The 19,870-nt window shown below is 71.5% G+C and carries 25 protein-coding genes; 17 read left to right on the top strand and 8 right to left on the bottom strand.

The window, feature by feature from the left end; translation table 11 throughout:
- Window positions 1–111 precede the first annotated feature (111 nt).
- The 5 genes from OP04_RS23105 to OP04_RS23085 all read left to right on the top strand — a co-directional run bounded on the left by OP04_RS23105 (window position 112) and on the right by OP04_RS23085 (window position 4,630).
- Complete coding sequence (locus OP04_RS23105) at window positions 112–867, top strand: 2,3-dihydro-2,3-dihydroxybenzoate dehydrogenase (RefSeq protein ID WP_033341852.1); 756 nt, start codon at window positions 112–114, stop codon at window positions 865–867.
- A 16-nt stretch (window positions 868–883) separates the two neighbouring features.
- Window positions 884–2,038: an isochorismate synthase DhbC gene (gene dhbC, locus OP04_RS23100; protein ID WP_033341851.1), complete on the top strand. Its 1,155-nt coding sequence runs from the start codon at window positions 884–886 to the stop codon at window positions 2,036–2,038.
- Complete coding sequence (locus OP04_RS23095) at window positions 2,031–3,602, top strand: (2,3-dihydroxybenzoyl)adenylate synthase (RefSeq protein ID WP_033341850.1); 1,572 nt, start codon at window positions 2,031–2,033, stop codon at window positions 3,600–3,602. The genes dhbC and OP04_RS23095 overlap by 8 nt, the downstream gene beginning before the upstream one ends.
- Window positions 3,599–4,213 (top strand): isochorismatase family protein, encoded by a 615-nt coding sequence (locus OP04_RS23090; RefSeq protein WP_033341849.1) that lies wholly within the window; start codon window positions 3,599–3,601, stop codon window positions 4,211–4,213. The genes OP04_RS23095 and OP04_RS23090 overlap by 4 nt, the downstream gene beginning before the upstream one ends.
- A 225-nt stretch (window positions 4,214–4,438) precedes the next feature.
- A complete protein-coding gene (locus tag OP04_RS23085; RefSeq protein WP_033341848.1) occupies window positions 4,439–4,630 on the top strand; it encodes a hypothetical protein in 192 nt (63 codons plus the stop codon).
- Between the two features lie 36 nt (window positions 4,631–4,666).
- Here OP04_RS23085 and OP04_RS23080 read toward each other — a convergent pair whose 3' ends face one another.
- Window positions 4,667–5,497, bottom strand: a complete 831-nt coding sequence (locus OP04_RS23080; RefSeq protein WP_033341847.1) for an SDR family oxidoreductase — start codon at window positions 5,495–5,497, stop codon at window positions 4,667–4,669.
- A 103-nt stretch (window positions 5,498–5,600) separates the two neighbouring features.
- On the opposite strand from OP04_RS23080, the gene OP04_RS23075 reads away from it, so the two are divergent.
- Window positions 5,601–6,428, top strand: a complete 828-nt coding sequence (locus OP04_RS23075) for a helix-turn-helix transcriptional regulator (protein WP_033341846.1) — start codon at window positions 5,601–5,603, stop codon at window positions 6,426–6,428.
- Window positions 6,429–6,471: 43 nt separating this feature from the next.
- Entirely contained in the window at window positions 6,472–7,272 is an 801-nt protein-coding gene (locus OP04_RS23070; RefSeq protein WP_157240204.1) for a metallophosphoesterase family protein, read from the top strand.
- A 559-nt stretch (window positions 7,273–7,831) separates the two neighbouring features.
- On the opposite strand, the gene OP04_RS23065 is transcribed toward OP04_RS23070, so the two are convergent.
- The 3 genes from OP04_RS23065 to OP04_RS23055 all read right to left on the bottom strand — a co-directional run bounded on the left by OP04_RS23065 (window position 7,832) and on the right by OP04_RS23055 (window position 10,100).
- Complete coding sequence (locus OP04_RS23065) at window positions 7,832–8,299, bottom strand: hypothetical protein (protein WP_157240202.1); 468 nt, start codon at window positions 8,297–8,299, stop codon at window positions 7,832–7,834.
- Between the two features lie 20 nt (window positions 8,300–8,319).
- Window positions 8,320–8,769: a MarR family winged helix-turn-helix transcriptional regulator gene (locus OP04_RS23060; protein WP_033341844.1), complete on the bottom strand. Its 450-nt coding sequence runs from the start codon at window positions 8,767–8,769 to the stop codon at window positions 8,320–8,322.
- Window positions 8,770–9,422: 653 nt separating this feature from the next.
- On the bottom strand, window positions 9,423–10,100 hold the full coding sequence (locus OP04_RS23055) for a pentapeptide repeat-containing protein (RefSeq protein WP_033341843.1): 678 nt from the start codon (window positions 10,098–10,100) through the stop codon (window positions 9,423–9,425).
- Window positions 10,101–10,185: 85 nt separating this feature from the next.
- Here OP04_RS23055 and OP04_RS53555 point away from each other — a divergent pair, with 85 nt between their 5' ends.
- A complete protein-coding gene (locus OP04_RS53555) occupies window positions 10,186–10,344 on the top strand; it encodes a hypothetical protein (RefSeq protein ID WP_157240200.1) in 159 nt (52 codons plus the stop codon).
- An 88-nt stretch (window positions 10,345–10,432) separates the two neighbouring features.
- Entirely contained in the window at window positions 10,433–11,047 is a 615-nt protein-coding gene (locus OP04_RS23050; protein ID WP_051798721.1) for a MarR family winged helix-turn-helix transcriptional regulator, read from the top strand.
- 6 nt (window positions 11,048–11,053) lie between these two features.
- Here OP04_RS23050 and OP04_RS23045 read toward each other — a convergent pair whose 3' ends face one another.
- Together OP04_RS23045 and OP04_RS23040 are read right to left on the bottom strand one after the other, a co-directional pair.
- Entirely contained in the window at window positions 11,054–11,326 is a 273-nt protein-coding gene (locus OP04_RS23045) for a GNAT family N-acetyltransferase (protein WP_033341842.1), read from the bottom strand.
- Window positions 11,327–11,335: 9 nt separating this feature from the next.
- Entirely contained in the window at window positions 11,336–12,550 is a 1,215-nt protein-coding gene (locus tag OP04_RS23040; protein WP_033341841.1) for a cysteine desulfurase-like protein, read from the bottom strand.
- Window positions 12,551–12,610: 60 nt separating this feature from the next.
- Here OP04_RS23040 and OP04_RS23035 point away from each other — a divergent pair, with 60 nt between their 5' ends.
- From OP04_RS23035 to OP04_RS23010, 6 genes are all read left to right on the top strand, one after another.
- Window positions 12,611–12,949, top strand: coding sequence for a hypothetical protein (locus OP04_RS23035; RefSeq protein ID WP_051798718.1), 339 nt, complete (start codon window positions 12,611–12,613; stop codon window positions 12,947–12,949).
- A gap of 115 nt (window positions 12,950–13,064) precedes the next feature.
- Complete coding sequence (locus OP04_RS23030) at window positions 13,065–13,823, top strand: DUF1206 domain-containing protein (RefSeq protein ID WP_332309675.1); 759 nt, start codon at window positions 13,065–13,067, stop codon at window positions 13,821–13,823.
- A gap of 153 nt (window positions 13,824–13,976) precedes the next feature.
- Window positions 13,977–15,173, top strand: coding sequence for a mechanosensitive ion channel family protein (locus tag OP04_RS23025; protein WP_033341839.1), 1,197 nt, complete (start codon window positions 13,977–13,979; stop codon window positions 15,171–15,173).
- 29 nt (window positions 15,174–15,202) lie between these two features.
- Window positions 15,203–15,658 (top strand): phage holin family protein, encoded by a 456-nt coding sequence (locus OP04_RS23020; RefSeq protein WP_033341838.1) that lies wholly within the window; start codon window positions 15,203–15,205, stop codon window positions 15,656–15,658.
- 82 nt (window positions 15,659–15,740) lie between these two features.
- Window positions 15,741–16,115, top strand: coding sequence for a DUF3618 domain-containing protein (locus OP04_RS23015; protein ID WP_033341960.1), 375 nt, complete (start codon window positions 15,741–15,743; stop codon window positions 16,113–16,115).
- Window positions 16,116–16,137: 22 nt separating this feature from the next.
- Window positions 16,138–16,410, top strand: a complete 273-nt coding sequence (locus OP04_RS23010; RefSeq protein WP_033341837.1) for a DUF4235 domain-containing protein — start codon at window positions 16,138–16,140, stop codon at window positions 16,408–16,410.
- A 210-nt stretch (window positions 16,411–16,620) separates the two neighbouring features.
- Here OP04_RS23010 and OP04_RS49995 read toward each other — a convergent pair whose 3' ends face one another.
- On the bottom strand, window positions 16,621–16,959 hold the full coding sequence (locus tag OP04_RS49995) for a hypothetical protein (RefSeq protein WP_051798712.1): 339 nt from the start codon (window positions 16,957–16,959) through the stop codon (window positions 16,621–16,623).
- A complete protein-coding gene (locus tag OP04_RS23000; protein ID WP_033341836.1) occupies window positions 16,953–17,939 on the bottom strand; it encodes an aldo/keto reductase in 987 nt (328 codons plus the stop codon). Before OP04_RS23000 ends, OP04_RS49995 begins: the two co-directional genes overlap by 7 nt.
- Before the next feature lie 84 nt (window positions 17,940–18,023).
- Between OP04_RS23000 and OP04_RS22995 the strand changes: the two genes are divergently transcribed.
- Both OP04_RS22995 and OP04_RS22990 read left to right on the top strand, forming a co-directional pair.
- The gene (locus tag OP04_RS22995) at window positions 18,024–18,809 is read left to right on the top strand and encodes a trans-aconitate 2-methyltransferase (RefSeq protein ID WP_033341835.1); all 786 of its coding nucleotides are present in this window, start codon (window positions 18,024–18,026) and stop codon (window positions 18,807–18,809) included.
- Window positions 18,806–19,816: an adenosine deaminase gene (locus OP04_RS22990; protein WP_033341834.1), complete on the top strand. Its 1,011-nt coding sequence runs from the start codon at window positions 18,806–18,808 to the stop codon at window positions 19,814–19,816. The genes OP04_RS22995 and OP04_RS22990 overlap by 4 nt, the downstream gene beginning before the upstream one ends.
- Window positions 19,817–19,870: the final 54 nt, after the last annotated feature.

The following is a 19,870-nucleotide window of genomic DNA, read 5'->3' as shown; positions in this document are numbered from 1 at the left end:
CAAACGCCACTCCCATGGATGCCTTCGACAGGTTAGGCTAACCTAACGCGGCGATCTTCGATTGCTCTATGTGTTGCGGGTCCACTGTGCCCAGATCCGGGAGGAGAAGACATGGAGCAGATCTTCGCCGGTACGACGGCGCTGGTCACCGGCGCGGCACAGGGAATCGGCGCGGCGGTCGCCCGCGCGCTGGCCTGCCGGGGTGCCCGGGTGATCGCTACCGACCGTAACGAGGAAGCGCTCGCGGCCCTGGGGAAGCACCCCGGCATCACATGCAAGCAGCTCGATGTCACGGATTCGGGTGCGGTCACGAGGATCACCGACGAGGCCGGCCCGGTCGGGCTGCTCGTCAACGTGGCCGGCATCCTCCGCCTCGGTGCGGTCGCGGCGCTGACGGATCAGGACTGGGCGGACACGTTCGCGGTCAACGCCACCGGCGTCTTCCATCTCAGCCGCGCGGTCGTGCCCGGCATGATCGCCCGGCGGGACGGCGTGATCATCACGGTCGCGTCCAACGCCGCCGGCGTGCCGCGGGCCGGGATGGCCGCGTACGCCGCGTCCAAGGCCGCGGCCGTCATGTTCACCAAGAGCCTCGGGCTGGAGGTCGCCCGGCACGGCATCCGGTGCAACATCGTCTGCCCCGGCTCCACGGACACGCCCATGCAGCGTGCGATGTGGACCGAGGGGACCGGGCCGGCGGCGGTGCTGCGCGGCGACCCGGAGTCGTACCGCGTCGGCATCCCGCTCGGCCGGATCGCCACGCCGGAGGACGTCGCGGACGCGGTGCTGTTCCTCGCCTCCCCGGCGGCGCGGCACATCACCATGCACGACCTGTACGTCGACGGCGGCGCCACCCTGCGCGCCTGAGCGGAGGTTTCACCCGATGACCGACCTGAGGACCCAAGCCGCCACCGAGCTGATCGACGACTACCGTCCCGGGTCGTCGTTCTTCTTCGCGTCCCCACGGCACACGCTGCTGGCCGAGGGGATCGCGGCGGTGGTGCCCGGCCGTGCCGCGGACCTGCCGTCGTACGTGGCCGGCATGCTCGGCGCGCTCCGCGAGGCGGGTGACGTCCGGCCGATCGCGACCGGTGCGATCCCGTTCGCGGACACGGCCGCGGCCCAGCTGGTGGTGCCGATGTCCGCGCGTTGGTCCGCGCCGCCGGTCAACCGGGTGCTGCCCCGGCCGGACGCGCCCGCCGGGTACCACGTCCAGCCGGTGCCGGAGCCCGCGCGCTACACCGAGGGCGTCGCCCGCGCACTGGCCATGATGGACGGTGGCGAGCTGGCCAAGGTGGTCCTGGCGCGGTCGCTGCACGTCACCGCGGACGAGGTGATCGACCTGCGCGACCTGGTCCGGCGGCTGGCGCACCGGGACGCGCGCGGCTACACGTTCGCGGCCGACCTGCCGCACGGCCGCACACTGGTCGGCGCGAGCCCGGAGCTGCTGGTCTCCCGGTTCGGCACACGCGTGGTGGCGAACCCGATGGCCGGGTCCGCCGCGCGCAGCACCGATCGGTACGAGGACGTGCGCCGTGCCGCCACGCTCCGCGACTCGGAGAAGGATCTGCGCGAGCACGCGGTCGTGGTCGAGTCCGTGGTCGAGGCGCTGCGGCCGTACTGCAAGGAGATCGAGGTCCCGGCCCGCCCGGCCGTGGTGCCGACCGCCGCGATGTGGCACCTGTCCACCCGGATCGCGGCCGAGCTGGCCGACGACGCCACGTCCGCGCTGGAGCTGGCGCACGCGTTGCACCCGACGCCCGCGATCTGCGGCGTGCCGGTCGGCGCGGCCCGGGACGCGATCGCCGCGATCGAGCCGTTCGACCGCGGCTTCTACACCGGCATGGTCGGCTGGGTCGACGCGTCCGGCGACGGCGAGTGGGTGGTCACCATCCGGTGCGCCGAGGTGGACGACCGCTCGATGCGGCTCTACGCCGGCGCCGGCATCGTGCCCGGCTCGTCGCCCGAGGCCGAGCTGGCCGAGACGACCGCGAAGTTCCGGACCATGCTGCGCGCGATGGGGCTCGACGATGAGTGACCTCACGCCGTGGCCGCCGTCCTTCGCCGCGCGATATCGGGAGGCCGGGTACTGGCGCGGGGAGACGTTCTCCGACTGGCTGCACGGGCTCGCGGCGCGCTTCGCGGACCGGGTCGCGGTCGTCGACGGCGACCGGCGCTGGAGCTATGCGGAGCTTTCCGAGGCGGCCTCCCGTACCGCCGGATGGTTTGCGGATCTGGGGGTTGAACCCGGCGACCGGGTGGTGGTGCAGCTGCCGAACGTCGGCGACTACCTGCCGGTCGTGCTGGGGCTGTTCCGGCTGGGCGCGCTGCCGGTGTTCACGCTGCCGTCGCACCGGCGCGCCGAGATCGGGCACATCGCGGCCGCGACCGACGCGGTCGCCTATGTGATCCCCGGCGTGTGGGAGCGCTTCGACTACCACGGGCTGGCGGCGTCCGTGCGGGAGGTCGCGCCGTCGTTGCGGCACGTGGTCGACGTCTCGCAGGGCCTTTCAGGATCAAAGGCCTTCGAGGGTACGGGCGGGAGCGCCGGAGACGTCGCGTTCCTGCAGCTGTCCGGCGGCAGCACCGGGCTGCCGAAGCTGATCCCGCGCACGCACGACGACTACCTCTACAGCGTGCGCGCGTCCGCGGAGATCTGCCGGCTGACGACGGAGACGGTCTACCTGGTGGCGCTGCCGGTGGCGCACAACTTCACGATGAGCTCGCCCGGCGTGCTGGGCGTGCTGCACGCGGGCGGGCGCGTGGTGATGTCGCCGTCGCCGGCGCCGTCCGTCGCGTTCCCGCTGATCGAGGCGGAGCGCGTGACGATGACCGCCCTGGTGCCACCGCTGGCGATGCTCTGGCTGGACGCGGCACCGTCCTCGCCCGCGGACCTGTCGTCGCTGGAGCTGCTGCAGGTCGGCGGCGCGCGGCTGTCCGACGAGGCGGCGGCACGGGTCGCGCCGGTGCTCGGGTGCGCGCTGCAGCAGGTGTTCGGCATGGCGGAGGGGCTGGTCAACTACACGCGGCACGACGATCCGCCGTCGCTGGTGGTGGGGACGCAGGGCCGGCCGATCTCGCCGGACGACGAGATCCGGATCGTCTCCGACGCTGACGCGGCGGTTCCGGAGGGAGAAGTCGGGCATCTGCTGACCCGGGGTCCCTACACGATCCGCGGCTACTACCGGGCTGACGCGCACAACCGGGCCGCGTTCACGACGGACGGGTTCTACCGGACCGGCGATCTGGTGCGGCAGCTGCCGAGCGGGCACCTGGTGGTGGAGGGGCGCGCGAAGGACCAGATCAACCGCGGCGGCGAGAAGATCGCGGCGGAGGAGGTGGAGAACCACCTGCTCGCCCACCCGTCCGTGCTGGACGCGTCGCTGGTCGCGGTGCCGGACCCGGTGCTCGGCGAGCGGACCTGCGCGTACGTGATCCTCCGCGACTCGGCCACGCTGACCGTGGGCGAGGTGCGGGCGTTCGTGCGGTCGCGCGGGCTGGCCGCCTACAAGATCCCGGACAAGGTCGAGTTCGTCGCCGCGTTCCCGCAGACCGCGGTCGGCAAGGTCAGCAAGGCACGTCTTCGGGAAGGGCTTTCGTGAGCATTCCGGTCGTTGATCCGTACCCGTTGCCCGATCCCGGCGACCTGCCCCGCGGGCGGGTGTCCTGGCGGGTCGACCCGGCGCGCGCCGTGCTGCTCGTGCACGACATGCAGCGGCACTTCCTGCGCTACTACACACCCGGCACGTCGCCGCTGGATCCGGTGCTGAAGGCGATCGACGAACTGCGGTCCCGCGCCGCGGACCTCGGCGTGCCGGTGATCTTCTCGGCCCAGCCCGGCGGGCAGACCCCGGCACAACGCGGCCTCCAGCAGGAGATGTGGGGCGACGGCGTGGGCGCGGGCGCACCCTCGGACGTCGTCGTCGAGCTGCAGCCGGGCGAGACACTGATGCCGAAGTGGCGCTACAACGCGTTCCACCGCACGTCGCTGGCCTCCCTGATGGGCACCCGCGACCAGCTGGTCATCTGCGGCGTCTACGCCCACATCGGCATCGCGGCGACGGCCGCGGACGCGTTCATGCGCGACATCCAGGCGTTCGTCGTCGCCGACGCGGTCGCGGACTTCAGCCGCGCCGACCACGACGCCGCCCTGGCCCGCATCGCCGATCACTGCGGCGTGGTGCTGCCGGCCGCCGAGGTCTTTGCCGCCTGAGCCTCCGGGGCCGGGCGTGGCGGTCACTCGCCCGCCCCGGATGCCGGCTCTACATCGGATGCTGCCCGGAACGGGGATGTCGTTCGGCGGCAATCCCGTGGCCGGCAGGGTGCGCGGGGCGGATAAAGACCTGGAAGGACGACCGGTCGGCGGACGAGACGGGGCGGCGGCCCGGGGTTTGATGTGTGCGGACATATCCCTTCTTGGACGGGACGGGAGCGTGACATGCATGCGGCCCACTACCTCGCCGAGTTGCAGCGCATCGTCCGATCCGGGCGTGACGTGTGCGAGGACAGCCACGGCAACCTCTGGATCCGCCACGACGGGAATCTCGTCTGTGAGTCGGACGAGTGGAAGGCCTGCCTCTCCGGCAGCGACGACGTGATCACCTTTCGGGTCACCCCGATCGAGTGGTGAATGGCCGGGCGCGGTCGGCGCCCGGCCATTAAGCGGTCAGGCCAGGTTGGCGGTGACCCACTCGGTGAACGTGTGTGCGGGGCGGCCGGTCAGGGTCTCCACGTCGCCGCTCGGGGGGAGGACCGAGGCGGCCGGGCCCTGGGTCTCCAGGATCGAGCGGGAGACGAAATCGGGGGTGCCGGGCGGGAAGACCGCGGCGACAGCCCCGGCTTCGGTGATCTCGCGGACGGTGTGGTCGCGGCCCAAGGTCTCGTTGATCACGGCGATCTGGTCGCGGACGGACAGCGGGGCGGGGCCGGTGATCGAGTAGGCGGCCGGGGCCGGATCGGCGGCGGTGAGCACGGCGACCGCGGCGGCGGCGATGTCGGCGGGGTCGACGACCGGCAGCCGGACGTCGACGTTCGGCGCCAGGACCTCGCCGTCCCCGGACTCCGGTAGCCAGCCCCGCACGTTGAGCATGAAACCGGCCGCGCGCAGGAACGTCGACGGCACGCCGGACTCGGTCAGTGCCCGCTCACCGGCCTGGTGACGGGCGGTGATGATGTTGGCGTCGCCGGACGGGAGCGCGGTCGTCGCGGTGAACGAGGACAGCAGCACCACGTGGTTCACGCCGGTGCCGGCCACGACGCGGGCGAAGGCGGCGCCGTTGTCGTCGGCCATGTTCAGGAAGACGCGGTCGACGCCGTGGAGCGCGTCGCGTACCCCCTCGGGGTCTGTCAGGTCGCCCTTGATCGTGGTGACGTTCGCGGGGAGGTTCGCCGTGTCCGGGTCGCGGACCAGCGCGACGAGCTCGTGATCGGTGGCGGCGAGCAGACGGGCGACGTGGCCGCCGACGTTTCCGGTCGCGCCGGTGATGAGGATCTTCATGGGTCCTACCGTGCGCCGGCCGGGAGCGGCACGGGAGAGACCCGTCGACACTGGTATCGCGGGTCCCTCCCTGCGGCGGACGGCCGTGATTCATGCTGGGCGCATGGACTCCACGGACCTGGCCGGGTTCCTCCGCAGCCGCCGCGAGCAATTGCAGCCCACGGACGTGGGGCTGCCGGCCGGTGCCCGCCGGCGCACGCCGGGGCTGCGCCGCCACGAGGTCGCGCAACTCGCGGGCATGTCGCCGGACTACTACATCCGGATCGAGCAGGCACGCGGGCCGCAGCCGTCGCCGCAGATGCTCACCGCGCTGGCCCGCGCGCTGCGGCTCACCATCGACGAGCGCAACCACCTGTTCCACCTGGCCGGGCATCCGGCGCCGGCGTCGTTCGGCGCGGACGACCACATCAGCCCCGGGCTGCTGCGGCTGCTGGACGCGCTGACCGCGCTGCCGGCCCAGATCGTCTCCGACCTCGGCGAGATCCTGGTGCAGAACCCGATGGCGGTGGCGCTGCTCGGCGAGCAGACCGTGTTCACCGGGCTGGAGCGCAGCTTCACGTACCGGTGGTTCATGGACCCGGCGGCCCGCGCGCTCTACCCGGCCGACGACCATGAGCATCAGACCCGGGTCCAGGTCGCGGACCTGCGCGCCGCGGTGGCGATGCGGCCCCGGGACCCGTTCGCGGCGAAGCTGGTGCGCACGCTGCACGCGCTGAACGACGAGTTCGCCGCGCTGTGGGACAGCCACGACGTGGCGGTCCGGCGCAGCGACCGCAAGCGCATCGTCCACCCGTCCGTCGGCGTCATCGACATCGACTGCGAGGTGCTGGCCACGGCCCGCCACGACCAGCGGCTCCTGGTCTTCACCCCGCGCCCCAACAGCGAGGCGATCAGCCAGCTCGACCTGCTCCGCGTCATCGGTGTGTCCTGAAAACCATTCGGGGGTACGCCCCGCGGGTGCTTTCCTGCATGCCATGCGACTGCACAGCGAGCGTCCTTCGACGCTGACCTCGATCGTGTACCGGCAGGCCCGCGCCGGCGGCGGCACCGAGACCGCGGTGCTGCCCGTGCAGCGGCTCACGGCGGACGGACTGCCCGACGGGTGCGCGGCGGTGCTGGTCACGGGCGACCTGCAGGGGACGGCGGCGTCGCCGTTCGGCGGTGATCCCGTGCTGCTCGGGATCGCGCTGGCGGACTACCTGGGCGTGTGGGCGGAGCAGGAACTGATTCCGCCGGTGGGGTCGCTGGGGGTGCTGCTGGCGGGAGATCTCTACTCGGCGCCGGGCGCGGACGTGCGGGGCGCGTCCGGGGACGTGTCGGCGGTGTGGGACGCGTTCGCGGCGGCCGGGTGCGCGTTCGTGGCCGGCGTGGCGGGCAACCACGACGTGATCGATCCGTCGTGCGTCCTGGACGGTGAGGTGGTTACGGTCGGCGGCGTCCGGATCGCCGGAGTCGGCGGTGTGCTCGGCCCTCGGCGTACCATCGATGACTTTGCTCGTTCGTGGCGTGGTGCGGGCCCTTGCGACGTGCTCGTGCTGCACGAGGGCCCGAGCGGCGGCCCCACGCAGCGCGGCAATCCCGCGCTGCGTGACCTGCTCTCCCGCAACCCACCACCGCTGACCGTCTGCGGCCACGTGCACTGGGACTCCCCGATCGCGCCGCTCGGCCCCGGCCACATCCTGAACGTGGACGGGCGCGCGGTCCTCCTCCAGGGACAGCCCGAGACTTTCGGTCGTTTGCCGGTTCTGCATGACTCTGTGTGGCCGGGCAGGTAATCCGGCCACACACGCGGGCTCGACCGAGGCAAGGCCCGTGAGCCTCGATCCTCGATCCCCAGGCGAAGGGCTTGAACTGGCGCCAGTCGGCCAGGATGACGTCGCCGACGCGGTGGCGTCCGTGCTTTACGTATGACGCGCGCGGCCAGCTGACGAAGGCGTGGACGGCAACGCTGCCAAGGACGCGACAACGACCTACAGCTACGGAGGCGAGGGCGGCTCATGAATCTTCTGATGCTCGAATGATGCGCATCTGCGAGAGGGTGGATCGTACCCGGTTAAAGTGTTCTACTCATCGGCATTGACAGTGCCTTCATTCTTTCGAAGGAGGCTCCGATTCAAATCGGGACGTAGCGGCCATCCGGTAGGGGCGGACCCCGTCGGATGCTCGGACATTGAATCCTGAAATGTCTCCCTGAGGCGTGACGGGTAAAGGTGACGCGGACAATCTGGTATCGGGACGCCGGAGGTGCGCTTACAAGTCTCCGAACTATCGCCGTTCGGGTTCGTCGGCGCAGGAGCAATTGACACGAGGGGACAGGGCCTCCCTCTGCCTCTCTCACGACGAATAGCGGCGGATCGCGTTGACCGTGATCATCGTGATGATGGCGACGACCGGGATCAGGCCGATTACGGTGCACAGCGTGGTCTTCGTGCGCAGGCCCAGCTGGCTGCGGACGATCGCCAGCGTCCCGAGCAGGAACGGGGCCGCGATCATGACGCCGATCACCTGGAACACGCCCAGCAGCGCCGGTAGGAAGGCCAGCGCCCGCAGCAGCGGCGACGTCGGCTCGCCGGTCGGGTAACTCACGTCGCCGACCCGGACCACCGGGTGCGCGTCGAGGCGGCCGACCGTGGCCCAGGCGGTGACCACGGTGCCGCCGAGGCCGGGCAGCGTGAACACGTTGTTTCCCTGATTGCGCAGCTCACGGCCGTCGACGCTGAGCCGTACCCGCCCGGTGACCAGATGCACCCACGCCTCGACCGGCCCGGCCACGCCCGGAATCATGATCTTCGTTCGCGCCACGGCGCGTGAGAATAGCGGACTTACGCCGGGGACGGCAGCTGGTTCAACGCCCGGACCAGCGGCGCCAGCTCCGGCATCGCGCCGGCCTCGTCCAGCGCGGCCGCCAGCACCTCGTCATGCGTCGGCCGCGCCTTGACCAGCAGCTCCCGCCCCGCCTCGGTCAGCTCCGAGTAGATGCCGCGCCGGTCGTCCTGACACAGGTACCGCGCGAGCAGCCCGCGATCCTCCAGCCGGTTGACCAGCCGGGTCGCCGCACTCGACGACAGCGCGGCCGCGCGCGCCAGCTGCGACATCCGCATGTGGAAGCCGTCCTGCCGGGACAACGCGTCGAGCACCGTGAACTCGACCACGGACAGTCCGTGACCCGTCGCCAGCGCCCGCTCCAGCGCGGCGTCGATCAGCCCGTGCAGCGCGGCGAGCGTCCGCCACCCTTGCGCCCGGACCTGCACCGCGTCGTCCGCGATTCCCATGCCCGCCAGCCTAACAGGCGCAAGCCCATACCCAGCGTGCGCAAATATCCTGCCCACACGCCGCCCGCGTCCGGCCGCACGCGGAACCCGGTGACTCCGTCGGCCGCCCTCGTGATCCTCCGCGCTCGCCGGAACCCGAAATCCAAGATCAAGATCCAGTTCGTATTCCCGCTTCCGGCGTGGTCCGGCAGCGTTGCTCCCGCGGGCACCGGTCGTCGCTGGCGCTCCTCCCTGCCGGTCACGCCGTGGTCCGGGAAGACCCTACCGTCCGTTAAATGACGAAATTTCGGGTGCGGAGCGCCCGGTCATTGCGGATCACAGACGATCCACGCGAGCTGGTCGAGGAGGCTCTGGACGGCCGGACCGAAGCCGCCCGCACCCTTGCGGCGCAGAGCGCTTGGAGGTAGCCGACCGCTGCCGCCCGCACGGGTGTGCCGGACCACGGCGCGACCGGCTCCTCGCGTCGTGCGGAGCGCCAGCGGAGCCCGGCGCGAGGTTTGCCCGCGGGAGCAACGCTGCCGGACCACGCCGGAAGCGGGAAAGCGGGATCTTGATCTGGTCTCGTCTCCCGGCCGGCACGAAAACCGGCGGCGAGGCGCGGGTCGGGCCATCGCGTCAGCGGGATCGGGGTCTGGGGTCGTCCCCGGGCGGGCTCACGTGTCGGCGATGGTGATGCCCATGGCGGCGGCGAGGACGAAGGAGAGGGCGGGGAGGTCGGATTCGGGGAAGACGGCGCCGCGGAGCTGGGCGGGGCTGCCGATGCCGGCGAGGGTGGAGGAGCGGAAGCGGGTGCCGGTGAGGTCGGCCTGGTGGAGTTGGACGCCGCTGAGGTCGCAGCGGGTGAAGCGGGCGCCGCGCAGGTCCGCGCCGGTGAAGTCGGCGCCGGTGAAGTTGCAGCCGATGAAGTGGACGGCCTCGAAGCGGGTGAAGCGCCAGGCGGACAGGTCGAGGCGGCATTCCTCGGCGCGGACGTCGCGCAGGACGCCGTCGGCGATGGTGAGGCCGGTCATCCTGGAGTCGCGGAGTTCGACGCGGGTGAGTGTGCCGCCGTCGCTGGTCAGGTTGGCCCAGTTGGAGTTCTGGACCAGGCAGTCGGTGAGGGAGACCTGGTCGAGGCGGGCGCCGGACAGGTCGGCGGCGCGGAACCGGCACTGGGTGAAGCGGACGGACTCGGTCTCGCGGCCGGAGAGGTCGACGTCGTAGTAGGCGAGCCGCTGGTAGGAGCCCTCCGGCTCGGGGTCGGCTTTCGCGATGTCCACGCCGGACGGTGGCTTGGGCGGCTTGGGGTCGGCGAAGACGGCGGCGGTGGCGCGGCGGCGGGACGGAGGCACCCGGACACCCTAGACAACGGGTCCGGAGGTGCCCGGACACCCTGGACCCTCGCCGTACCCGCGGACGGGTCTTAAGGTTTTCAGGGTGGAATCGATACTGACACCCGTCCGGGTGATGTCCGCGCTCGCGGTCGAGGAACGAAGCTGGTTCGACATCCCCGCGGTGCAGGTCATCGGCGCCATTGCGGGCGCGTTGTTCCTGGTCGTGGCCATCAAGTCGATGTTCGGCGGCGGTAAACGTTAGCCGTTCGGCCGTCATGCTCAGGAATGTGCACTCCGGGTACCGTGACGTGCTGCGCGGAAACGGAGAGTAACCGACCTGGGGTGGAATTGTGGATCTCGAACTGTCACAGCACCACCTCGCCGCCGGGCTGGCCCGGGTGGCGGTCGCGGAGGCGGCGGGGAACGACGGCACACGCACGCTGGCCCAGCAGCAGGTGCTGCTCATGCTGGGCCGGCGGGAGGCGAGCTGCCCGCTGTCCGAGCTGTCCCGCGACCTGGGCATGACCTCGAAGGCGCTGTTCGCGGCCGTGGAGTCGCTGGTCGCGGACGGGCTGGTCGAGATGGGGCCGGCGCCGTCGTTCTCGCCCGGTGAGATGCGGCTGTCGCTGACCGAGGCCGGGCGGGCCGAGCCGGTCGAGCCGATGACCTGGGCCGCGGACCTGCTCACCGGCCTGCACGAGCTGGATGCGCTGCGCCGCCAGCACCTGCTGGACGCGGTCACCACGAAGATCCGCACGTTGCAGCAGGCCGACCAGATCCCGGTCACGAAGATGTGCGTGACCTGCCGGTTCTTCGAGTCGTACGCCTACCCGGGCAGCGGGCAGCCGCATCACTGCTGGCTGGTCGGCAGCCCGTTCGGCCACCTGGACCTGCGGTTGCGCTGCCCGGAGGCGAAGACGGGCGAACCGATGCACGTCATGCTGGCGCCGCGCGAGGACGACTAGGCCCGACTAGGCCAGGAGGTCCTGATATTCCGGGTGGCGGTCGATGTAGGACTTGATGAACGCGCAGCGCGGGACGACGGCGCCACCACGGGCGCGCACCGCGTCGAGCGCGCCGGCGGCCAGTTTCGAGCCGAGGCCCTGGCCCTCGAACGCGGGGTCGACCTCGGTGTGGGTGAAGACGATCGCGTCGTCGCGCACCCGGTACGCCGCGAAGCCGGCGACCTTGTCGTCCACCACGATCTCGAACCGGTCCGTGTTGTCCCGCACCTCGACAGCCATGCCGGAAGCCTAGCGCGGGGCGAGGTCGGAGATCGCGCCGAGCAGCAGGTCCACCTCGGCCTCGGTGGTGTAGTGGTAGATCGACGCGCGGACCGCGCCGCCGCTGTCGCGGAGGCCGAGCCGCTCGAAGTACTCGTAGGCGTAGTAGTCGCCTGCCGAGACGCAGATGCGGCGCTCGCCGAGCAGCGCGGCGGTCCGGGCGGGCGGCTGGTCCGCGAGCCGGAACGAGACGGTCGGGCAGCGGCGGCCGACCTCGCCGCCGGGGAGGACCGTGATGCCGGGCAGCGCGGCCAGACCGTCGGTCAAGCGGGTGAGGAGCGATGATTCGTGCTGCGCGACCGCTTCGAAAGACGCGGCGAGCCGGTCGCGGCGCATGGTGGAGGCCGACGGGACGAGCGAGGCCAGGTGGTCGACCGCGGCGGTCACGCCGGCCAGCTGCTCGAAGCTGGCGGTGCCGAGCTCGAACCGGTCCGGCACGGACTCCGGCGACGGCGCCAGCTTCATCGGCCGCAGCCGCTCCCAGACGGCCGGGTCCGCGGCGACGGCCGCGATGTGCGGGCCGGACCACTTGTACGCGCTGGTCACGTAGAAGTCCGCACCGAGCGCGGCCACGTCCGTGTGGTGGTGCGGCGCGCTGTGCACGCCGTCCACATAGGTCAGCGCACCGGCCGCACGGGCGATCGCGGTGATCGCGGCCACGTCCGGCGCGGCGCCGTTCGCGTTGCTGCCCGCGGTCAGCGCCACGAGCCGGGTGCGTTCGCCGACCAGGTCGCGGTACTGCGCGACCGGCAGCCCGCCGGTGGCGCGGTCGCACTCGGCCCAGCGGACCGTGACGCCGGTCCGCGCCGCGAGCTGCACCCACGGGCGCACGTTGGAGTCGTGGTCGAGGCGGGAGACGACGATCTCGTCCCCGGGGCGCCAGGTGTCCGCGAGCGCGCGGGCCGTGCGGTAGGTGAGCGCGGTCGCGCTCGGCCCGATCACGATGCCCTGCGGCGCGGCGCCGAGCAGGTCCGCGAGCGCGTGCCGGGCGCCGGCCACGATCTCGCCGGAGCGGCGGCCGGGCTCGAACGCGCTGCTGCGGTTGGAGACGGCCGCGCGCATGGTGGCGGCGACCGCGTCCGCGACCGGGGCGGCGACCTGGCTGCCGCCCGCGTTGTCGAAGTGGATGTAGCCCTCGGTGAGCGCGGGGTAGCGGGACCGGATCGCGTCGACGTCAAACGGCATGCGGCGCACCCTAACCGGCGATGATCACGTTGGTGGTCCCGGCCCCGTACGCTTGAACGCGTGACGACGAACCGACGCATCACCCGCGCCGTGCCCGCCGCCCTTCTCGGAGTCGTGCTCGCACTCTCCCTCGCCGCGTGCAGCGGGGACGGGTACGAGACGAATTGCGGCCTCGACCAATGCACCGTGACGTTCGACCGGGGCGCCACGGCCAGCGCCAGCGTCCTCGGCATCGAGGCGAAGCTGATCGAGGTGCAGGGACAGACCGCCACGTTCGAGGTGGCCGGTGAGCAGATCGGGCTCACGGTCGGCCAGGCCGCGACCGAGGTCGGGAATTTCCTGGTTTCGCTCGAATCGCTCACCGAGACCCAGGCCGCGATCCAGATCTCAGTCGCCTAGGAACGCGCTACCAGCACGTTTGGAAATCTTCGAATTCGGTGATTGACGATTCATGTCGCTCACCCATGACGCTCGAGGCACGGCATCCCGTGCTGCCAACAGCAAGGCGCTTGAGGTGCTCGCCCGAGCCGGATTCATCGGGTACGGCGTGCTGCACCTCCTGCTGGCATGGCTGGCCCTCCAGGTCGCGTTCGGAAACTCCAGCGGGGAGAACTCGCAGTCCGGCGCACTGGAGGAGCTGGCGGCCAAACCGTTCGGCGCGTTCCTGGTCGGCGCGATCGGCGTCGGCCTGGTCGCGATGGCCATCTGGCAGGCGCTGGAGGCCGCGATAGGCCACCAGGCCGAGGACGGCAGGGAGCGCGTGTTCGAGCGCGTCGTCTCCGTCGGCCGCGCGCTGATCTACCTGTACTTCGCGTTCACCGCGTACAAGGTGATCTCCGGCGCCAACTCGTCGAACGCGGACAGCTCGCAGAAGCTCACCGAGAAGCTGATGTCCGCGACCGGCGGCCGCTTCCTGGTCGGCCTGATCGGGATCGCGATCCTGGCGATCGGTGCCGGCCTGATCTACCACGGCTGGAAGAAGAAGTTCGAGGAGCACCTGAACACCGGCGAGATGAGCCCGGCGCTGCGCAAGGTCGCCCGCCGTCTCGGCATGGCCGGCTACATCTCCAAGGGCGTGGCGTACGGCATCGTGGGCTTCCTGGTGGTGTCCGCGGCCGTGACGTACGACGCGGAGAAGGCCCGTGGCCTGGACGCGGCGCTGCGCACGCTGGTCGAGCAGTCCTACGGCCCGATCCTGCTGGGCCTGGTCGCGCTCGGCATCGCCTGCTACGGCGTCTACTGCTTCGTGCAGTCGCGGTACCGCAAGGTTTGACAAGAGAACAAAAAACGGGCCGGGTCGCGTTACGCGACCCGGCCCGTCCGTGTGGTGTGCCTAGCATGGGTCGCGAGGTTTCCTCGCCCGGCAACCGGGCAAAACACCCAGCTTTACGAAAGACGACCCCCGCACGGAAGGAGACACGTTTCCGTGGAGGACATTCTGATCACGGTCGGAGTGACCCTGGGGGCCGCCGCGCTCGCGCTCGTGTTCGTGGCGGTCACCCATGTGATCATCAAGAAGCTGGCCAGGCACTCCCAGCTCGCGTCCGAGCTGGCCGAGCACACGCACCGGCCGGTCCAGTTCGCGATCACGCTGATGGCGATCCAGCTCGCGGTCCGGTTCACCACCACCGACTCGGCCGGCGCGGAGTGGCGGCGCCACCTGCTGCACGGCCTGGTGCTCTGCGTGATGGGCGCGACCGCGTGGCTGATCGGCGCGTTCCTGGTCGCGTTCGAGGACGTGACGCTGGCCCGCTGGCGCACCGACGTGCCGGACAACCGCCGTGCCCGCCAGCTGCACACCCAGGTGGTGATGCTGCGCCGGGTCACGATCGCGGTGATCGTCGTGGTCACGCTCGGCGTGATGCTGATGACGTTCCCGGACGTGCGCGCGGTCGGCGGCGGCCTGCTCGCGTCCGCCGGCCTGGTGTCCGTGGTCGCGGCGCTGGCCGCGCAGACGCTGCTCTCCAACTTCTTCGCCGGGCTGCAGCTGGCGTTCAGTGACGCGGTGCGCCTCGACGACGTGGTGGTGGTCGAGGGGGAGTGGGGCAAGATCGAGGAGCTGACGCTCAGCTACGTGGTGGTCCAGATCTGGGACGACCGGCGCCTGATCCTCCCCACGTCGTACTTCACCAGCAAACCGTTCCAGAACTGGACGCGTACCGCCTCGGCCGTGCTCGGCACCGCGGAGTTCGACGTCGACTGGTCCGTGCCGGTGCAGGAGATGCGCGAGGAGATGCGCACGCTGCTGGAGGGCACCCAGCTGTGGGACGGCCGCGTCTGCGTGCTTCAGGTGACGGACGCGACCGGCGGCATGATCCGGCTCCGCGCACTGGTCAGCGCGCAGGACGCGGGCACGCTGTGGGACCTGCGCTGCCTGGTCCGCGAGCACCTGGTCGCCTGGGTGCGCGACCGCCGGCCGGCCGCGATGCCGCGCTGGCGCGCCGAGGTCGGCGACTCCCGTGGCGACCTGGACTGGCAGTGGGGCGAGAAGCGCCGCCGCCCGTCGCCGGAGGTGCGCCCGTCCGAGCCGGTCGACGACGCGCGGCTGTTCGGCGGCAGCGACGACGGCGAAGAGCGCTCCCACACGTTCGTCGGCCCCGAAGAGCACGTCAGAACTGCATAAACGCAGGCCAACCGGGGAAGACAGAAGACATGGCTGATGTCCTGAACCGAAATACCGCTCCGGCGGGCAACGGCCGGGTGGTGACCCGGGTCGGCGAGCCTTCCACGTCCGAGCTGGTGCAGCGCGCCAGCGAACAGATCACACGACTCATCAGGGACGAGTTCGCGCTGGCGAAGGCCGAACTCACGGAGAAGGGCAAACACGCCGGCGTCGGCGTGGGGCTCTTCGGTGGCGGCGGCGCGCTCGCGCTCTACGGCGTCGGCGCCGGCATCGCCACCATCATTCTGGCGTTGGCGCTGGTCATGCCCGCGTGGGCGGCCGCGCTGATCGTCACGGTGGTGCTCTTCATCGGCGCGGGCATCCTCGCGCTGCTCGGCAAGAAGCAGGTCTCCCAGGCCGTGCCTCCGATGCCGCAGGCCGCCACGGACGGCGTGAAGGCGGACGTCGAGGCGGTCACCGAAGCCGTGAAGCGGGGGCGCTCATGAGCGAGCTTGCGAGCAAATCGGCAAGTACAGCGACGACCGTGTCATGCCGTCGCCGGAGCGCAGCGGAGGCGGCGGTATGACCATGGAAGACGTGCGTAAGAATGGTGCGCCGCAGGATCTCGACGAGCTGCGGGCGGAGATACAGCGCACCCGGGCCGAGCTGGGCGACACCGTCCAGGCCCTGGCCGCGAAGGCGGACGTGAAGGCGCGCGCCAAGGACCAGGTCGAGCAGGCCAAGGCCGCGATGGCCGTGCGCGTGCACGACGCCAGGGACGCGGTGGCCACCCGCGCGCACGAGGCGGCGGACGTCGTGTCGGTGCGTGCGCAGGAGGCAAAGATCCGTGCCCACGACGCCGGTGACGCGGTGCGGCGCAACCCCGTGCCGGCCGCCGCGATCATGGCGGGCGCGGCCGCGGCGGTCCTGCTCACGCTCTGGCTCATCCGCCGTCGCCGCTAGAACCCGAGAAGGGAAGAGTCCGGTGGGTAAGAAGATCAACGCGCTGGCCTACAAGCCGGTCGGCATCCTCGCGGGTGTGGCCGCGGGTGCCATCGCGGGCGCGGTGTTCAAGCAGGCCTGGAAACTCGCCGGTGGGGACGACGACGCGCCGAACGCGACGGACGAGGACCGCGGCTGGACCGAGATCCTGATCGCCGCCGCGTTGCAGGGCGCGATCTTCGCGGTGGTCAAGGCGGCCGTGGACCGAGGGGGCGCAGTCGGCGTCCGGCGGGTCACGGGCCATTGGCCCGATTAAAACCTTTTCCGAGGGTACGCCCCGAGCGCGGGACGCGTGCACTCCGAGCCGATCACGCGGCGGGTGTGGCCTCACGGTCACACCCGCCGTCGCGTTCCCCGGCCCGGCGTCGCGCCGCCCCTCCCGCCGCGCCGGCCCACCACCATCACTGACGTGGTGTGAGTGCGCGGGCCACCTATGAGGTGGCCCGGGATGCCGGCGCGCGGCGGGTCAGCGGCGGTTGGGGACGCGGGTGGCGTTGTCCCAGTTCGGCAGCGGGGCGTCGTCGCGTATCGGGGGGAGGCCCACCGCGGTCGGCTGCTCCGTGATCGGCAGCAGCTCCGGCGCGGTCGGGGCCGGCGTCGGCGGGCGCAGCCGGGACCGGATCCGCACGCCTGCGACCATCCCGGCCAGGCCCGCGACCAGCAGGATCGCGCCCGCGATCGACCAGACCGGGCCCTTGGTGATCGAGCTGCCCGGGATCATCTCCAGGCCCTCGAAGATCCACAGGGCGCCGAGCACGAAGCCGAGCAGTCCCAGCGTCAGCGTCCCCCACACCCTGGTCACCATCGCGCGTGCACCAGCGGCCGGATCAGCTCGTCGTAGACCTCGGCCACGGCCGCGTGCGTCTCCTCGGAGAGCGGCGGCAGCAGGGCCGCGGCCGCGTTGCCCTGGGCCTGGGCCGCGTTGCGCGCGCCCGGGATGACCACGGTCACGGCCGGCGCGTCCAGGATCCAGCGGAGCGCGAACTGCGCGGTGGTGATGCTGCCCGGGATCAGCCCGGAGAGCCGGCTCACCGCTTCCAGGCCGGTCTCGTAGTCGACGCCGGAGAACGTCTCGCCGACGTCGAAGCTCTCACCGTGGCGGTTGAAGGTGCGGTGGTCGTTCGCCGGGAACGTGGTGCTCGCGTCGTAGCGGCCGGAGAGCAGGCCGCTGGCGAGCGGGACGCGCGCGATGATGCCGACGCCGGCCGCGAGCGCGGCGGGGAGCACCTGCTCCAGCGGCTTGAGGCGGAACGCGTTGAGGATGATCTGCACGCTCGCGGTGCCGGGGCGGGAGATCGCCTCCAGGGCCTCGGCGCAGGTCTCGACGCTCACGCCGTACGCCGCGATGCGCTTCTCCTCGACCAGCGTGTCGAGCGCGTCGTAGACGGCCTGGGTGGAGAAGACCTCGGTGGGCGGGCAGTGCAGCTGCACCAGGTCGAGCGTGTCCACGCCCAGGTTCGCCCGCGAGCGGTCGGTCCAGGCCCGGAAGTTGTCCAGCGTGTAGTTGCCGGGCTCCTGCGGCAGGCGCCGGCCCATCTTGGTGGCGACGGTCAGCCCGTGCCCCGGGTGCTCGCGCAGGTATCGGCCGATGACCTGCTCGCTGCGCCCGTCGCCGTAGACGTCCGCGGTGTCGAGGAACGTGACGCCGGAGGTGACGGCCGCGTCGATGGTGGCGAGCGCGTCGTCCTCGTCGACCTCGCCCCAGTCCGCGCCGAGCTGCCAGGTGCCGAGGCCGATGACGCCGACGGACCGGCCGCCGAGCTTGGGGAAGCTTCTCTTGTCCACGGCGCGAGCCTATCTCCAGTCGGCCGCGACGTCGGATAAGGTCTAGCAAGACGGACGTACGGTTTGGTTCGATCGGAGGACGGCATGTGGGATCCGGAGACCTATCAGCGGTACGGCGACGAGCGCTCGCGGCCGTTCTTCGACCTGACCGCGCGGATCACGGCCGCGACGCCGCGCCGCGTGGTGGACCTCGGCTGCGGGCCCGGTGACCTGACCACCACGCTCGCGTCCCGGTGGCCGGACGCGCGCGTCGAGGGTCTCGACTCGTCCCCCGAGATGATCGCGAAGGCGGGCGCCGGCGGCCCGGTCACGTTCGCCGTGGGCGACGTGCGCACCTGGGAGCCCGCGCCGGACACCGACGTGCTGGTCAGCAACGCGGTGCTGCAGTGGGTGCCGGGCCACGAGGAGCTGCTGCCGGCCTGGGTGCGGGGTGCGGCGCCGGGCGCGACCATCGCGATCCAGGTGCCGGGCAACTTCGACGCGCCGTCGCACCGGGCCCTGCACGCACTGGCCTCGGAGCCGCGCTGGCGGGACGCGCTCGGCGGCGTCGGGCTGATCCGCCGGGTGCCGGACTTCGAAGCCTATGCCCGGATCTTCACCGGGGCCGGCTGCACGGTCGACGCGTGGGCGACCACCTACCTCCACCCGCTGCCGGCGCACGGGGCCGAGCACCCGGTGCTGCGCTGGATGGACGGGACCGCGTTGCGACCGGTCAAGGCGGCACTGCCGGCGGCGGACTGGCCGGTGTTCCGCACATCGCTGGGGGAGCGGCTCGCGGAGGCGTACCCGGTGGAGAATGGCCTTGTTCTTTTTCCTTTCCACCGCAACTTTGTGGTGGCCCGCACGCCACAGGAGGACGCGCGACCGTGAGCGACCTGACCGACTTCATCGCCGGACTCCCCAAGGCCGAGCTGCACGTGCACCACGTGGGCTCGGCCTCCCCGCGGATCGTGGCCGAGCTGGCCGCGCGCCACGAGGGCACCACGCCGGTGCCGGCCGACCCCGAGGCGCTCGCCAAGTACTTCGAGTTCCGCGACTTCGCGCACTTCATCGAGGTGTACCTGAGCGTCGTCGACCTGATCCGCGAGCCGGAGGACGTGCGGATCCTGACCTACGAGATCGCGCGTGAGCTGGCCCGCCAGCAGGTGCGGTACGCGGAGGTGACCATCACGCCGTACTCCACCGTCAACCGGGGCATGCCCGCGGAGGCGTTCTGCGAGGCGATCGAGGACGCCCGGCTGCGCGCGGAGAAGGAGCTGAACATCGCGCTCCGCTGGTGCTTCGACATCCCGGGCGAGGCCGGCACGAAGTCCGGCGAGGACACGCTGCGCATCGCGCTGGACCAGCGGCCGGACGGGCTGATCAGCTTCGGCCTCGGCGGTCCGGAGGTGCCGCGCCCGCAGTGGAAGCCGTACTTCGACGCGGCCCGCGCGGCCGGCCTGCGCTCCGTGCCGCACGCGGGCGAGACCACCGGGCCGGAGACCATCTGGGACGCGATCCGCGAGCTCGGCGCCGAGCGGATCGGGCACGGCATCGCCGCGGCCCGGGACCCGGAGCTGATGCGGTACCTGGTGGAGCACGACATCGCGCTGGAGGTGTGCCCGACGTCGAACGTGCGGACCCGGGCCGTGCCGTCGCTGGCCGAGCACCCGCTGCCCACGCTGGTCGCGGCCGGCGTGCCCGTCACGATCAACTCGGACGACCCGCCGATGTTCGGCACCACGCTGAACGACGAGTACCTGGTCGCGGCCGAGCTGCTCGGCCTCGGCAAGGCCGGGATCGCGGACCTGGCCAAGGCCGGGGTCACGCACTCGTTCATGCCGGAGGGTGACAAGGCCACGATCATCAACGAAATCACCGCCTACGCGGCAGGCTGAGTATCGGGAACCTGTCGTTGACAGCACCCCGGCGTGGGCGAAAGCTCAAACCGT

This window comes from Catenuloplanes japonicus, assembly GCF_000717135.1.
GTDB lineage: Bacteria > Actinomycetota > Actinomycetes > Mycobacteriales > Micromonosporaceae > Catenuloplanes > Catenuloplanes japonicus.
Note: the sequence above shows the minus strand (reverse complement) of the source record. Positions and strands in the feature narration are given on the sequence as shown.

What these genes read in the sequence shown, in the direction of transcription:
- OP04_RS23045 (WP_033341842.1), bottom strand. Translation starts at nt 11,326, where the DNA reads ATGGCTGTCGAGGTGCGGGACAACACGGACCGGTTCGAGATCGTGGTG.
- OP04_RS23060 (WP_033341844.1), bottom strand. Translation starts at nt 8,769, where the DNA reads ATGGGAATCGCGGACGACGCGGTGCAGGTCCGGGCGCAAGGGTGGCGG.
- OP04_RS23085 (WP_033341848.1), top strand. Translation starts at nt 4,439, where the DNA reads ATGCATGCGGCCCACTACCTCGCCGAGTTGCAGCGCATCGTCCGATCC.
- OP04_RS22995 (WP_033341835.1), top strand. Translation starts at nt 18,024, where the DNA reads ATGTGGGATCCGGAGACCTATCAGCGGTACGGCGACGAGCGCTCGCGG.
- OP04_RS49995 (WP_051798712.1), bottom strand. Translation starts at nt 16,959, where the DNA reads ATGGTGACCAGGGTGTGGGGGACGCTGACGCTGGGACTGCTCGGCTTC.
- OP04_RS23075 (WP_033341846.1), top strand. Translation starts at nt 5,601, where the DNA reads ATGGACTCCACGGACCTGGCCGGGTTCCTCCGCAGCCGCCGCGAGCAA.
- OP04_RS23020 (WP_033341838.1), top strand. Translation starts at nt 15,203, where the DNA reads ATGGCTGATGTCCTGAACCGAAATACCGCTCCGGCGGGCAACGGCCGG.
- OP04_RS23095 (WP_033341850.1), top strand. Translation starts at nt 2,031, where the DNA reads ATGAGTGACCTCACGCCGTGGCCGCCGTCCTTCGCCGCGCGATATCGG.
- OP04_RS23105 (WP_033341852.1), top strand. Translation starts at nt 112, where the DNA reads ATGGAGCAGATCTTCGCCGGTACGACGGCGCTGGTCACCGGCGCGGCA.
- dhbC (WP_033341851.1), top strand. Translation starts at nt 884, where the DNA reads ATGACCGACCTGAGGACCCAAGCCGCCACCGAGCTGATCGACGACTAC.
- OP04_RS23070 (WP_157240204.1), top strand. Translation starts at nt 6,472, where the DNA reads ATGCGACTGCACAGCGAGCGTCCTTCGACGCTGACCTCGATCGTGTAC.
- OP04_RS23015 (WP_033341960.1), top strand. Translation starts at nt 15,741, where the DNA reads ATGGAAGACGTGCGTAAGAATGGTGCGCCGCAGGATCTCGACGAGCTG.
- OP04_RS23040 (WP_033341841.1), bottom strand. Translation starts at nt 12,550, where the DNA reads ATGCCGTTTGACGTCGACGCGATCCGGTCCCGCTACCCCGCGCTCACC.
- OP04_RS23080 (WP_033341847.1), bottom strand. Translation starts at nt 5,497, where the DNA reads ATGAAGATCCTCATCACCGGCGCGACCGGAAACGTCGGCGGCCACGTC.